Here is a 15,005-nt window from a genome sequence, read left to right on the forward strand (position 1 = left end):
GTGTGCTACACCTTGCGGAGCAGCATACGGCGGATGGAGTGGTCTGCGTCCTTGGTGAGGACCAGCTGTGCACGGCCCCTGGTGGGGAGCACGTTCTCTTCGAGGTTTGGTTCGTTGATGCGTTTCCAGATATCCCGGGCAGTCTGTTCCGCCTCGGCATCCGAGAGCGTGGCATAGCGGTGGAAGTAGGACTCCGGCTGCGCGAACGCCGTGGTCCTAAGGGTGCGGAAGCGGTCCACGTACCATTCCTCTATATAGGAGGTTTTGGCGTCAACATAGATGGAAAAGTCGAAGAAGTCACTCAGCGCCAGCCCCTGCCGGCCGTCCTGGCGCGGCCTGGCCGGCGCCAGCACGTTCAGCCCCTCAACGATCAGCACATCGGGGCGGCGCACCACCACTTCCTTGCCCGGGACGATGTCGTACGTTACATGGGAGTACCAGGGTGCCCGGACTTCTTCGGCCCCGCCCTTGATCTCGCTGACAAAGCGGAGCAGGGCGCGGCGGTCGTAGGATTCGGGGAATCCCTTCCGTTCCAGGAGCTGCCGCCGCTTGAGTTCGGCCAGCGGGTACAGGAAACCGTCGGTGGTGATCAGCTCCACGTTGGGGGTACCGGGCCACCGGCGGAGCATCTCGCGGAGTACCCGGGCGATTGTCGATTTGCCCACGGCGACCGAGCCGGCGACGCCGATCACAAACGGCGTGCGCTGGGTCTGCTCTCCCAGGAATGTTGTGGTCGCGGCATGGAGCTGGCCTGCCGCCTCGACATACAAATGCAGCAGCCGGGACAAGGGGAGATAGACCTCGCGGACTTCCTTTATATCCAGGGGGTCGCCGAGGCCACGGAGACGGAGCACGTCCTCCCGGTTGAGGGGCTGCTCCATCTGGGCAGCGAGCCGGGACCAGGTCTGCCGGTCCAGCTCCACGAACGGGGAGACGCCGTCGCCGTTCGCATCATTGCGTTGCAAAGTCACCCTAGAGATTCTGCCCTTCGCCGGGCCGAGAGCGAAATGGGCCGTCAGCGGACCGCCGCGCGGCAGGCAGGTTGCGGGCTGGCTGCTGATCCTACGCCGGGGGCCCGGGAAACCCGCTAGGCTTGTGTCCATGTGTGGAATCGTTGGATATGTGGGCCACTCCGCTGGCCGGGTAAATACTGGACACAATGCTCTGGACGTTGTCCTTGAGGGACTGCGGCGCTTGGAATACCGGGGCTACGACTCTGCAGGGATCGCCGTAGTGGCGGACGGAACCATTTCATCGCGCAAAAAGTCGGGCAAGCTGAGCAACTTGATCGCCGAACTTGAGGCCAACCCGCTGCCTGACTCGCTGACCGGCATCGGTCACACTCGATGGGCAACCCACGGCGGTCCGACGGACCAGAACGCGCACCCGCACCTCTCCGACGGGGGCAAGCTGGCCGTCATCCACAACGGCATCATCGAAAACTTCGCCGAACTCAAGCTGGAACTCGTGCACAAGGGAGTGACTTTCCTCTCCGAGACGGACACCGAAGTCGCTGCGGCCCTCCTGGGCGATATCTACCGGAATCAACTCCAGGGCGACCCCGCCAACGGCGGCCTCACCAAAGCCATGCAGCTTGCCTGCCAGCGCCTGGAAGGTGCGTTTACCCTCCTCGCCGTCCACGCGGACCAGCCCGATGTTGTGGTGGCAGCCCGCCGGAACTCCCCGCTCGTCGTCGGACTCGGTGACGGCGAGAATTTTCTCGGCTCGGACGTCTCCGGGTTCATCGACTACACCCGGCGCGCCGTCGAACTCGGCCAGGACCAGATCGTCACCATCACCGCAGACACCGTGGAAATCACCGACTTCTACGGCGCCCCGGCCGAGGGCAAGGAATACCACGTCAACTGGGATCCGGCTTCGGCGGAAAAGGGCGGCTTCCCGTCCTTTATGGAGAAAGAAATCCACGACCAGCCGGATGCCGTCCTGCAGACCCTGTTGGGCCGCTCGGACATCAACGGCAAGCTGACCCTCGACGAGCTCCGGGTAGATCCGGAACTGCTCAAGAACGTCAACAAGATCATCGTCCTCGCCTGCGGCACCTCCGCCTACGCCGGCCAGGTCGCCAAGTACGCGATCGAGCACTGGTGCCGGATCCCGACCGAGGTGGAGCTCTCGCACGAATTCCGCTACCGCGACCCGATTGTGGACGAGAACACCCTGATCGTCTCGATTTCCCAGTCCGGCGAGACCATGGACACCCTGATGGCCGTCCGTTACGCCAAGGAACAGGGCGCCAAAACGGTCTCGATCTGCAACACCAACGGGTCCACCATCCCGCGTGAGTCCGACGCCGTGCTGTACACCCACGCCGGGCCGGAAATCGCCGTCGCCTCCACCAAGGCTTTCCTGGCGCAGATCACCGCCGCCTACCTCCTGGGCCTCTACCTGGCCCAGCTGCGCGGCAACAAGTTCCAGGGCGAGATCAAGGACATCCTCGCGGACCTGAACAAGATCCCGGCCAAGATCCAGCAGATCCTCGACAACGAAGCACAGATCAAGGAACTCGGCCAGTCCATGGCGGACGCCAAATCCGTCCTGTTCCTGGGCCGCCACGTCGGCTTCCCCGTGGCAATGGAGGGTGCGCTCAAGCTCAAGGAACTCGCCTACATCCACGCCGAGGGTTTTGCCGCCGGTGAACTCAAGCACGGCCCGATCGCCCTGATCGAAGAGGGCCAGCCCGTGTTTGTGGTGGTTCCCTCGCCCCGCGGCCGCGACTCGCTGCACGCCAAGGTTGTCTCCAACATCCAGGAGGTCCGGGCCCGCGGCGCCAAGACCATCGTCATCGCGGAAGAAGGCGACGAGGCTGTCAAGGCATACGCCGAGCATGTCTTCTACATCCCCGAAACCCCCACGCTGCTGGCACCGCTGCTCAGTACCGTTCCACTGCAGATCTTTGCCCTTGCCCTGGCCTCCGCCAAGGGTTACGACGTGGACCAGCCTCGCAACCTGGCCAAGAGCGTGACCGTAGAATAGCGCCATGATTGTTGGCATTGGCGTAGACGTCGTAGACATTGAACGGTTCGGCCGGCAGCTGGAGCGCACCCCCGGGCTGCGTGACAGGCTGTTTGTGCCGGCGGAGCGCGAACTGAACACCCGCTCCCTGGCTGCCCGGTTCGCCGCCAAGGAAGCCGTGGCCAAGGTCCTCGGCGCTCCGGCCGGCATGAACTGGCAGGACTGCTGGATCGGTCTTGACCAGCACGGGCCCACCGTCCAGGTCAAAGGAACTGTGCTTGCCGTGGCGGAGTCGAAGGGCGTTAAACGCTGGCACCTGTCGATGAGCCACGACGGCGGAATTGCCACGGCGACGGTCATCGCCGAAAGCTGAGCGTTACCCGCCTGACCAGAACCGGACTACCCGCAGCGAGTGCACCGCGAACGGACTGAAACGATGATCAGCGCCTACACCGGAAACCAGATTCGTGCGGCTGAAGAGAGCTTTCTCCACGCCAGCCGGGCACCCCGCGCGGGCGCTGTCCTGATGCAGCGGGCCGCCTACGGGCTGGCCAACGCGGTAGTCCGCGAGCTCCGGTCCCGCGGCAGCCGGCTCTATGGCGCCAGCGTCACGGTGCTGGCCGGGAAGGGCAACAACGGCGGGGACGGATTGTTCGCGGCAGCCATGCTTGCGGGCCGGGGAATGCGGACGACGGCCGTCCTGACGGGGGGAGAAGCCCATCCGGGGGCACTCACCGCCTTTGAAGCGGCAGGCGGCCGGGTGCTGCGTCTGTCGTCGGAGAACATCGCCGCCGCCGCGCTGGCCGCCGCCGGTTCCGGCGTCGTGATCGACGCGGTCCTTGGCACGGGCGCCCGCGGCGGGCTCCGCGGCCCTGCCGCTGCGCTGTTCGAGCAGCTGGCGGGGTCGCGGCCCGGACTCGTGGTGGCCTGCGACCTCCCCAGCGGCGTAGACGCCGATACCGGTGAAGTCAGCGGACCTGTGCTGCGCGCCGAACTCACTGTGACCTTTGGGGCGGCCAAGGCCGGCCTGCTGGCCGATCCCGGCGCGGACTTCGCCGGCCGCGTGCAGCTTGTCCGCATCGGCATTGACGATGTCCTGCCGGAGCCGGCCCTGCGCCGTTTCGAAGCCGGGGATCTGTCCGCCCTCCTGCCGTATCCGGAACGGCGCTCCCAGAAGTACTCCCGCGGTGTCCTGGGTGTCGTGGCAGGATCGACGCGCTATCCCGGCGCCGCCGTGCTGGCCTGCCGCGGCGCGCTGGCCGCAGGGGCGGGCATGGTGCGCTACCTCGGCCCGCCCGAGGTCTCCGACCTGGTCCGGCGTTCCTGCCCCGAAGTTGTCTGCGGCGCCGGCAGCGTCGCTGATGCCCGCGTCCAGGCGTGGCTCCTGGGCCCGGGCCTTGATGAGCAAGCCCACGCGCAACTGGAGCGCGTCAGCGACGCCGCCGCCGCCGGCCTTCCGGTCGTCGCGGATGCCGGGGCGCTGCCTGCTTTGCCGCGGACCCTCGCCCCGCACGTTGTGCTGACGCCGCACGCCGGCGAACTTGCCGCCCTGCTGGCGCGATACGGCGACGGAGCCGGCCGTTCCGCGGTGGAAAGCGCCACGCTCGCGGCCGTCCGGCGGGCCAGCGGCCTCACCGGCGCCACGGTACTGCTCAAGGGCGCCACAACCCTCGTCGCCGCACCGTCCGGGACCGTCTTCAGCCAGTCCGAAGCGACACCGTGGCTGGCAACGGCCGGCAGCGGAGACGTCCTGGCCGGTGTTCTCGGCGGCCTCCTGGCGCAGCTGTCGGAGCACGCCGGGGCTTTCGCGCGCCGCGGCATTCCGGCCGCCGACCGCTGGGCCGCCATCGCGGCGCTGGCAGCCAGCGTCCATGGCCGGGCCGGGAGCCTGGCATCGGGCGGCGGGCCGGTGACGGCGTCGAACGTTGCGGAGGCCGTGCGGGAGGTTATGTCGAGGATGTAATATAACCGCGCGTTGAGTGCGCCACGTCAGATAGTAACCTTACTTACAAGTAGTCTTTCTAGAGAATTTTCGCCACGCACGAGGAGTACACATGGAAGTCTGGCCCGGAACGGCATATCCGCTGGGAGCCACTTTTGATGGCACCGGAACCAATTTTGCCCTGTTCAGCGAACGCGCCGATCGGGTGGAGCTGTGCATCCTCGCTGATGACCTGACCGAAACCCGGGTTGAGCTGACCGAAGTGGACGGCTATGTGTGGCACTGCTACCTGCCGCACATCCAGCCCGGACAGAAATACGGCTACCGCGTCCACGGCCCGTATGAACCCGAAAACGGCAACCGCTTCAACGCCAACAAGCTGCTGATGGACCCCTACGCCAAAGCAGTCCAAGGCCAGATTGACTGGGATCCGGCGCTCTTCACCTATGAATTCGGTGACCCCGATTCCCGGAACGACAGCGATTCGGCGCCCCACACCATGCACGGTGTGGTCATCAACCCCTACTTCGAATGGGACGGGGACCGCCAGCTGCGGATCCCTTACCACCAGTCGGTAATCTACGAGGCGCACGTCAAGGGCCTGACCGAGCTGCACCCTGAAATCCCCGAAGAGCAGCGCGGCACCTACGCCGGCGTCGCGCACCCGGCGGTTATTGATCACATGAAGAAGCTCGGCGTCACCGCAATCGAACTAATGCCGGTGCACCAGTTCGTCAATGACGGCACGCTCGAGGAAAAGGGCCTCAACAACTACTGGGGCTACAACACCATCGGCTTCTTCGCGCCGCAGAACACCTACAGCTCCTCCGGCGACGTCGGGCACCAGGTCCAGGAGTTCAAGGCCATGGTCCGCGATCTGCACCGGGCCGGCATCGAGGTGATCCTGGACGTGGTTTACAACCACACCGCGGAAGGGAACCACCTGGGCCCCACACTCTCCTTCAAGGGCATCGACAACCAGGCCTACTACCGGCTCGTTGACGACGACCAGAAGCACTACATGGATTACACCGGAACCGGAAACTCCCTCAACGTCCGGCACCCGCACTCCCTGCAGCTGTTGATGGACTCCCTGCGCTATTGGGTGACGGAAATGCACGTCGACGGCTTCCGCTTCGACCTCGCCTCCACCTTGGCCCGAGAGTTCTACGACGTCGACAAGCTCTCCACCTTCTTCGAACTCATCCAGCAGGATCCGATTGTTTCCCAGGTGAAGCTGATCGCCGAGCCGTGGGACATCGGCCCGGGCGGCTACCAGGTGGGCAACTTCCCGCCGCAGTGGACCGAATGGAACGGCAAGTACCGCGACACGGTCCGCGACTTCTGGCGTGGTGAGGCATCCACCCTGGGTGAATTCGCGTCCCGTCTGACCGGCTCGGCGGATCTGTACGAAAGCTCTGCCCGGCGCCCGGTGGCCTCGATCAACTTCGTCACCGCCCACGACGGCTTCACCATGCGCGACCTCGTCTCCTACAACGAAAAGCACAACGACGCCAACGGCGAAGGCAACAACGACGGCGAATCCCACAACCGCTCCTGGAACTGCGGCGAGGAGGGGGACACGGACAACGACCACGTACTGACCCTCCGCGCCCGCCAGCAGCGCAACTTCATCGCCACCCTGCTGCTTTCGCAGGGCGTCCCGATGCTCCTGCACGGCGACGAACTGGGCCGCACCCAGCAGGGCAACAACAACACCTACTGCCAGGACTCGGAACTGAGCTGGATCCACTGGGAGGCGATGGACCAGCCGTTGGTCGAGTTCACCGCCGTCGTCAACAAGATCCGGCACGACCACCCGACGTTCCGGCGCAGCCGCTTCTTCGACGGCCGCCCGGTCCGCCGCGGCGAGGGCGAGAAGCTCCCGGACATCGTCTGGCTGAAAACGGACGGCACCGAAATGCTCCCGGAGGACTGGGACAGCGGCTTCGGGCGGACCATCGGTGTGTTCTACAACGGAGACGGCATCCAGGAGCAGGACTCCCGCGGACGCCGCATCACCGACGACAGCTTCCTGTTGTGCTTCAACGCCCACGACGACGACGTGGACTTCGCACTGCCGTCCACGGAGTACTCGCGGTTCTGGGACGTGCTTGTGGACACCGCAGACCAGGCTGACACCGAGGAGCCGCTTAAGGCTGGTGCGGTGGTGAAGCTCGCGGCCAAGTCGATGGTGGTGCTCCGCGCCCACTCCGGTCCCGAGGTGGAAGTGGACTACTCCGCAGCCGCGTCGCTGGCCTCCATGGCCGAGCACGAGGACGCCCTCGAGGAAATGGTGGAGTCCCAGGAGGAAGCCGCCGCTACCAGCGCTTCGAAGGCTGCCGCCGAATGAGGACTCCTGTCTCCACCTACCGGCTGCAGGTCCGGCCCGGGTTCACCCTCCAGGATGCTGCCGAGACCGTGCCGTACCTGAAATCGCTCGGCGTGGACTGGATCTACCTCTCGCCGATCCTCACCGCCGAAAAGGGATCGGACCATGGCTACGACGTCACCGACCCCGCCGCGATCGACCCTGACCGCGGCGGCGCCGAGGGTCTGATCGCGGCGTCGAAGGCGGCGCGGGACGCCGGCATGGGTGTGCTCGTTGACATCGTGCCCAACCATGTCGGCGTCGCAACCCCCGCCCAGAACCCGTGGTGGTGGTCCCTGCTCAAGGAGGGACAGCAGTCCCGTTACGCCCCGGCGTTCGACGTCGACTGGGACTTTGGGGCAGGCAGGATCCGGATCCCAGTCCTCGGGGAGGACTCCGACGTTGACGCGCTGGAGATCAAGGACGGGGAGCTGTGCTACTACGACCACCGCTTCCCGCTTGCCGAAGGCACGTATACCGCAGGTGACTCCTCTGCCGATGACTCCCGCGAGGTGCACGACCGGCAGCACTACGAGCTGATCGGCTGGCGCCGGGCCGACGACGAACTGAACTACCGCAGGTTCTTTGCCGTCAATTCCCTGGCCGGCATCCGGGTGGAGCTCCCGGAGGTCTTTGATGAGGCCCACGCCGAGATTGTCCGCTGGTTCCGCGAGGGCCTGGTTGACGGTCTCCGGATCGACCACCCGGACGGCTTGGCCGACCCGGAGGGTTACCTGCACCGGCTCCGCGAAGTGACCGGCGGCAGCTACCTGCTGATCGAGAAGATCCTCGAGCCCGGAGAGCAGCTTCCGGCCAGCTTCGACTGCGACGGAACCACCGGGTACGACGCCCTCGCGGACGTGGACCGGCTCTTCGTCGACCCCGCCGGGCAGGCAGACCTCGACGCCCTCGACACCGGGCTGCGCGGCGGCCAGGCGGCGGACTACGAGGACATGATCCGGGGGACCAAGCGCCGGATCACGGACGGGATCCTGCACTCCGAGATGCTTCGGCTGGCCCGGCTGGTCCCGGCCGGTACCGGTCTCAGGGCAGACCAGAGCGCCGACGCCCTGTCCGAGATCATCGCCGCTTTCCCCGTTTACCGCAGCTACCTGCCCGTGGGCGCCGACGTCCTGGCGGAAGCGTGCGAACTCGCAGCCGGCCGGCGTCCTGACCTCGCCGACGCTATTGCGATGCTGCTCCCGCTGCTGCTTGACGCGGGCCCGGAGCCCGATGCCGAGCTGGGGCGCCGCTTCCAGCAGACCTCCGGCATGGTCATGGCCAAGGGGGTGGAGGACACCGCGTTCTTCCGCTACACCCGGCTGGGCACCCTGACGGAGGTCGGCGCCGACCCTACCGAGTTCTCCCTCGCAGCGGAAGAATTCCATCACCGGATGGCGCGCCGGCAGGCGGAGCTCCCGTTGTCCATGACCACGCTGAGCACCCACGACACCAAGCGCAGCGAAGACACCCGCGCGCGGATCTCTGTGCTTGCCGAATTGGCACCGGAATGGCGGGCTGCCCTGGCCCGGCTTCAGGACCTTGCACCGCTGCCGGACGGACCGCTGGCCAACCTGTTGTGGCAAGCCATTGCCGGAGCCTGGCCCGCGGACCGTGAGCGTTTGCAGTCCTATGCACTGAAGGCCGCCCGTGAGGCCGGCAACTCCACCGACTGGCTGGATCCGGACGCGGGTTTCGAGGTGAAGCTGGCCGCCGTCGTCGACGCGGCCTTTGACAACCCTGAGGTTGTGGCGGAACTGGAATCCCTGGTGCAGCTCCTGAATCCCTATGGTGCCGTCAATTCGCTTGGGGCCAAGCTGGTTCAGCTGACCATGCCGGGAGTCCCCGATGTCTACCAGGGCACCGAGTTCTGGGACCGCTCGCTGACCGATCCGGATAACCGGCGGCCCTTCGACTACGGTGCGCGGCGTGCCGCACTGGCCGCGCTGGACGCGGGCGAACGTCCGGCGTCGTACACCGATGACGCGGCGAAACTCCTGGTCACCTCGAGGGCGCTGCGGCTGCGCCGCGACCGGCCCGGGCTGTTCACGGGGTACCGCCCCGTGGTGGCTGCAGGGCCGGCTGCGGGGCATCTGGTCGGCTTTGACCGCGGCTCAGCGGCGGGACCGGGCGCGGTGACGCTCGCCACCCGGCTGCCCCGCACCCTGGAGCAGCAAGGCGGCTGGCGGGAGACCGCCATTGACCTGCCCGGAGCCATGACCGACGAACTGACCGGCGCCACGTTCGGCCCGGGTGCCGTGGAACTGGCAGCCATCCTGGGCCGCTACCCGGTCGCCCTGCTGGTTCCCGCCGAGCACTGACGTAACCTCCGAAAAGCGAACGGAAAGCTGTGATCACTTTGCCTGCCGATGGAAATGAACGCTTTGACCTCTGGGCGCCGGAACCGGCCGCCGTGACGCTGCTGGCCGACGGTCGGCAGTACCCGATGACCCGCCGGGCACCTGCCGATGCCGCTGACGGCTGGTGGACCGCACCCGACGCCCCGGCCAGCGGGGAGGTCGACTACGGCTACCTGCTCGACGGCGACACCACACCGCTGCCGGACCCCCGGTCCCGCCGGCAGCCCGACGGGGTGCACTCGCTCTCCCGGACCTTCGACGCAGGCAGCCACACGTGGTCGGACGGAAACTGGCAGGGCCGCGGGCTGCAGGGAGCGGTGATCTACGAGCTCCACATCGGGACCTTCACCCCCGAAGGCACCCTGGACGCCGCGGCCGGCAAGCTGGACTACCTGGCGGAGCTTGGTATTGATTTTGTGGAGTTGCTGCCGGTGAACGGCTTTAATGGAACCCACAACTGGGGCTACGACGGCGTTCTCTGGTACGCCGTGCACGAGGGCTACGGCGGCCCTGCCGCGTACCAGCGGTTCGTGGACGCGGCCCATGCTGCCGGTCTGGGTGTGATCCAGGACGTGGTTTACAACCACCTCGGACCCAGCGGGAACTACCTTCCGCGCTTTGGTCCGTACCTGAAATCGGGCGAGGGCAACACCTGGGGCGACTCGGTGAACCTCGACGGTTCCGGGTCCGACGTGGTGCGCGGTTACATCCTGGAGAACGCCGCCATGTGGCTGCGGGACTACCACGTCGACGGGCTTCGGCTCGACGCCGTGCATGCCTTCAAGGACGAGCGGGCCGTCCACCTGCTGGAGGAGTTCGGTGCGCTTGCGGACAGCATCTCCGCCGAAACCGGACGCGCTGCCACCATGATCGCCGAATCGGACCTCAACGATCCGCGGCTGCTTTACCCGCGCGGCATCAACGGCTACGGCCTGGCCGGCCAGTGGAGCGATGACTTCCACCATGCGGTGCACGTCAACGTGAGCGGCGAAGCCACCGGCTACTACGCCGACTTCGAGTCCATTGAAGCCCTGGCCAAGGTCCTGGTGGACGGGTTCTTCCACGACGGCGGCTACTCCAGCTTCCGTGGGCGGCACCACGGCCGACCGATCAACACCGGTGTGGTGCATCCCGCGGCCCTGGTGGTCTGCAGCCAGAACCACGACCAGATCGGCAACCGGGCCACCGGCGACCGGCTGTCCCAAACGCTGGGATACGGGCAGCTGGCGCTGGCGGCCGTCGCGACCCTGACCTCGCCGTTCACGCCGATGCTCTTTATGGGTGAGGAATACGGCGCCACCACACCCTGGCAGTTCTTCACCTCGCACCCCGAACCGGAACTCGGCAAAGCCACTGCGGAGGGCCGGATCAGGGAGTTCGAACGGATGGGCTGGGACCCCGCCGTCGTCCCCGACCCGCAGGACCCGGAAACCTTCACCCGTTCCAAGCTCGACTGGGCCGAAGCCGCCGCGGGTGAGCATGCCCGTCTGCTGGAGCTGTACCGCAAGCTGATCTCGCTGCGGCGCACGACGCCTGAGCTCGCCGGACTCGGCTTCGAAGACACCGCTGTCGCCTTCAGCGAGGCCGAAGGCTGGCTCCGCCTGCGCCGCGGCAGTGTGGAGGTCGCCATGAACTTCTCCGCCGAACCGCGCCGGCTCAGTGTTGCGGGCGCCTCGATCTCGCTGGCCACCGAGGACGCAGTACACCTCGCCGACGGCCAGCTCGCCCTCCCCGGCCACAGTGCCGCCGTCGTCTCGAAATCGGACAGGATTGAACGTATGACTTATGTTGCAGCAGAAACCCGTTATGACTCCATGCCGTACCGCCGTGTGGGCCGCAGCGGACTGAAGCTCCCCGCCATCTCCCTGGGGCTGTGGCACAACTTCGGGGATGATAAGCCGTTCGAGACCCAGCGGGCCATCCTGCGCCGGGCCTTCGACCTGGGTGTGAACCACTTCGACCTGGCGAACAACTACGGCCCGGCCGCCGGTTCGGCCGAAACCAACTTCGGCCGCCACCTCAAAGATGATTTCGCGCCCTACCGGGACGAGCTCATCATCTCCACCAAGGCCGGCTACAACATGTGGCCCGGTCCGTTCGGCGAATGGGGTTCCCGTAAATACCTGCTCGCGAGCCTGGACCAGTCGCTGACCCGGATGGGCCTGGACTATGTGGACATCTTCTACAGCCACCGTCCCGACCCGGAAACGCCGCTGGAAGAGACCATGGGCGCACTGGACCACGCCGTCCGGTCCGGGAAGGCCCTCTACGCGGGCATCTCCTCCTACACCCCGGAGCAGACCCTCGAAGCCGCCCGGATTCTCAAGGAACTCGGCACCCCGTTGCTGATCCACCAGCCGAGCTACTCCATGCTGAACCGCTGGACCGAAAACGGCAGCCCCAACCTGTACGAGGCGATCGAACAGGTCGGTGCCGGCTCCATCGCATTCTCGCCCTTGGCCCAGGGAATGCTGACCGACCGTTACCTGAACGGGATCCCGGCCGGTTCCCGCGCCGCCCAGGAGAAGTCCCTGGCCGAAGACAGCATCACCGAGGAGAAGCTGGACCGGGTGCGGGGCCTGCAGCGGATCGCCGAAAGCCGCGGCCAGTCCCTCGCCCAGATGGCCATCGCCTGGATCCTCCGTCCGCAGGAGAAGGGCTCCGCCGTGACATCGGCGCTGGTCGGCGCCTCCAGTGTCCGGCAACTGGAGGACACCCTGGCGGCGATCAACAACCTCGGCTTCAGCGCCGAAGAGCTGAGCGCGATCGACGAGTTCGCCGTCGAGTCCGAGATCAACCTGTGGGCGCAGAAGTAGCCTGCCTCGCCTGCAGGCGCTAAGGAAGGTGCGGCGGCCGGGAACAACTTAGGCCGCCGCGCCGTTGACTAGAATGCTAAGGGCGCCGTATGGCGCCGTGCCCGTTGCCGCCGTCGTGCATCAGAGTACTTCCGCGCCGGGCACATGAAGTTGTCCTCAAAGGAGTTCCGTGTCTTCACATCCGATTCGTGTTGCAATCGTCGGCGTAGGTAACTGTGCCACTTCACTGGTCCAGGGCGTTGAGTACTACCGCAATGCCGACCCACAGGCCACGATTCCCGGGCTGATGCATGTGGAGTTCGGCAAGTACCACGTCAACGACGTCGAGTTCGTCGCCGCCTTCGATGTCGATGGCAAAAAGGTGGGCCTGGACTTGTCCGACGCCATCCTGGCCAGCGAAAACAACACCATCAAGATCGCCGACGTCCCGCCGACCGGTGTTACCGTCCAGCGCGGCCCGACCCTCGACGGACTCGGCAAGTACTACCTCGAGACCATCGAGCAGTCCCCGGAGGAGCCGGTCGACGTTGTCCAGGCCCTCAAGGACGCCAAGGTCGATGTGATGGTCTGCTACCTGCCGGTCGGATCGCAGGAGGCCGCCGAATTCTACGCCCAGTGCGCGATCGATGCCGGAGTTGGCTTTGTCAACGCCCTGCCGGTGTTCATCGCCGGGACCAAGGCCTGGGCGGACAAGTTCACCGCCGCAGGCGTGCCGATCGTGGGCGATGACATCAAGAGCCAGATCGGCGCCACCATCACGCACCGCGTGATGGCAAAGTTGTTCGAGGACCGCGGCGTCACCCTGGACCGCACCTACCAGCTGAACGTCGGCGGCAACATGGACTTCAAGAACATGCTGGAGCGCGACCGGCTCGAGTCCAAGAAGATCTCCAAGACGCAGGCCGTGACGTCCAATGTCGAAGCCGTGCTCGCCGCCAAGGACGTCCACATCGGCCCGTCGGACTACGTCCAGTGGCTCGACGACCGCAAATGGGCCTTCGTCCGCCTCGAGGGCCGCAACTTCGGCGACGCCCCGGTGTCGCTGGAATACAAGCTGGAGGTCTGGGACTCGCCCAACTCTGCCGGTGTGATCATCGACGCCATCCGTGCCGCGAAGATCGGCATGGACCGCGGCATCGGCGGCCCGCTGCTCTCCGCCTCGAGCTACTTCATGAAGTCGCCGCCGGAGCAGTTCAACGACGACCTTGCCCGTGAAAAGGTCGAGGCCTTCATCCGCGGAGACGTGGAGCGCTAAGCCCCGCTCTTTCGCCCCCCGACAACGCTCCCGCACCTTTGGTGTGGGAGCGTTCGTGTGTCCGGAGTGTCCGGGAGTGTCCGGGAGTGTCCGGGAGGCGCTCCCTCACGTCCGGTCGCTTCCAGCCCGATCCTCCCTCACTTCCGGTCGTTTCCAGCCCGATCCTCCCTCACGTTATGCAGGTATCGGCGGAGCGCTCCTTCAGTCTTCGCTGGAAAAGCCGGCAGCAGAGGACGGGCTGAGGTATGCGTTGCGGAGGAGTCGCTTAATCCTGGCGGTGGCGACGGCGAAGCCGTCCGCAAGGTCATCTCTTGTCAGGACGAGCACCGTCCATCCCGCTGCCTCGAACGCTTTGTCACGACGACGGTCGCTAAATATCTGGGCAGGGAGCAGATGGTGACCGCCGTCGTATTGCACTGCCACCCGACGCCGGCGATAGCCAAGGTCCGCTGTTGGGGAGCCCGGTCTTTCCGGGCGGAGCAGGAGCTGGAGCTCCGGCTCCGGGAGCCCGGCGTCGCACATCACAAGGCGCAACAGCGTCTCCGGACCTGAATCGGATCCCACTCGCATCAGGTCAAGTGCCGCCCGGGCACGGACGATTCCCTGCAGATTCGGGTGGCGTTTCAGCATCGAACGCAGCCCATCCATGGTCGCGAAGGGTTCGCTCCGTCCTTCCAGGCCCACCCGGGGAATACGCACGAGCTCGTCTCCCATGCAGACAAGTTCGGGCAGGCTCAACCGCCGGGCGAGGTCGAGCCACGTCCGGGGCCGGGTGCTGATCCGGATGCCGTCCGCTGTTTCGACCTCGTCGTCCCAAGCGAGAACCGTATGCCCGACTATGCCCTTGCGGCGGACCTCGGGCAGCTCCCGCGGCTTGCTTAGGTGGAGCTCCTCAGAGTCCGAGAGCCAGGGAGGCAAGAGCTGACATCGAAGTCTGGCGGCTGTGACGTGTGAGATCCAGGCACCCGGCGACGCGACGGACAATGCTCGAGCCGCCGTTTCCAACTCGAAGCGCCACTCCACGGGCCGGTAGAGACCCCTGCTGATCTGCCGGATATCCGACTGTCTGAGTCTGTTTTTGGGCACTCCCCAGGACCGGGCGTCAGCGACAGTGAAGGGTGCTGTGCCGAGTGGCCCGGGAAGCTCCGTTCGCATTCTCATGCTGGAATTGTGAACCCATTCAGGTAACCGTGCAGGAGTTATCCACAGTTGCCCGGGAATGGCCCGTAGCGGTAGTCACCGGTTCCGACGTCCCTTGGCGGGTGGGTCGCGGGATGTGAGGGAGGGT

Annotated in this window: 9 protein-coding genes and 1 pseudogene; 8 read left to right on the plus strand and 2 right to left on the minus strand. The window is 66.1% G+C overall.

The annotated features are described in order from the left end of the window. Nucleotides 1-5: 5 nt before the first annotated feature. A complete protein-coding gene (gene coaA, locus QMG72_RS08960; RefSeq protein ID WP_226774610.1) occupies nucleotides 6-971 on the minus strand; it encodes a type I pantothenate kinase in 966 nt (321 codons plus the stop codon). A gap of 130 nt (nucleotides 972-1,101) precedes the next feature. Here coaA and glmS point away from each other — a divergent pair, with 130 nt between their 5' ends. From glmS to QMG72_RS09000, 8 genes and pseudogenes are all read left to right on the plus strand, one after another. Beyond that, nucleotides 1,102-2,994, plus strand: coding sequence for a glutamine--fructose-6-phosphate transaminase (isomerizing) (glmS, locus tag QMG72_RS08965; RefSeq protein WP_226774611.1), 1,893 nt, complete (start codon nucleotides 1,102-1,104; stop codon nucleotides 2,992-2,994). 4 nt (nucleotides 2,995-2,998) lie between these two features. Then, nucleotides 2,999-3,346, plus strand: coding sequence for a holo-ACP synthase (locus QMG72_RS08970; protein ID WP_226774612.1), 348 nt, complete (start codon nucleotides 2,999-3,001; stop codon nucleotides 3,344-3,346). A gap of 63 nt (nucleotides 3,347-3,409) precedes the next feature. Continuing rightward, nucleotides 3,410-4,936, plus strand: a complete 1,527-nt coding sequence (locus QMG72_RS08975) for an NAD(P)H-hydrate epimerase (protein WP_283480296.1) — start codon at nucleotides 3,410-3,412, stop codon at nucleotides 4,934-4,936. Between the two features lie 91 nt (nucleotides 4,937-5,027). Next, entirely contained in the window at nucleotides 5,028-7,268 is a 2,241-nt protein-coding gene (glgX, locus tag QMG72_RS08980) for a glycogen debranching protein GlgX (RefSeq protein WP_226774614.1), read from the plus strand. Then, nucleotides 7,265-9,607 (plus strand): malto-oligosyltrehalose synthase, encoded by a 2,343-nt coding sequence (treY, locus tag QMG72_RS08985; RefSeq protein ID WP_283480297.1) that lies wholly within the window; start codon nucleotides 7,265-7,267, stop codon nucleotides 9,605-9,607. Before glgX ends, treY begins: the two co-directional genes overlap by 4 nt. A 32-nt stretch (nucleotides 9,608-9,639) precedes the next feature. Further along, nucleotides 9,640-11,400, plus strand: a pseudogene (treZ, locus tag QMG72_RS08990) (malto-oligosyltrehalose trehalohydrolase); the annotation flags it as partial. Nucleotides 11,401-11,424: 24 nt separating this feature from the next. Beyond that, nucleotides 11,425-12,462, plus strand: a complete 1,038-nt coding sequence (mgrA, locus tag QMG72_RS08995; RefSeq protein WP_283480313.1) for an L-glyceraldehyde 3-phosphate reductase — start codon at nucleotides 11,425-11,427, stop codon at nucleotides 12,460-12,462. 169 nt (nucleotides 12,463-12,631) lie between these two features. Further along, entirely contained in the window at nucleotides 12,632-13,717 is a 1,086-nt protein-coding gene (locus tag QMG72_RS09000) for an inositol-3-phosphate synthase (protein WP_226774617.1), read from the plus strand. Between the two features lie 201 nt (nucleotides 13,718-13,918). Here QMG72_RS09000 and QMG72_RS09005 read toward each other — a convergent pair whose 3' ends face one another. Continuing rightward, nucleotides 13,919-14,635: an endonuclease domain-containing protein gene (locus QMG72_RS09005; protein WP_309485689.1), complete on the minus strand. Its 717-nt coding sequence runs from the start codon at nucleotides 14,633-14,635 to the stop codon at nucleotides 13,919-13,921. Nucleotides 14,636-15,005 lie beyond the last annotated feature (370 nt).

The organism is Pseudarthrobacter sp. PH31-O2, from assembly GCF_030063265.1.
In the GTDB taxonomy this organism is placed as follows: Bacteria; Actinomycetota; Actinomycetes; order Actinomycetales; family Micrococcaceae; genus Arthrobacter.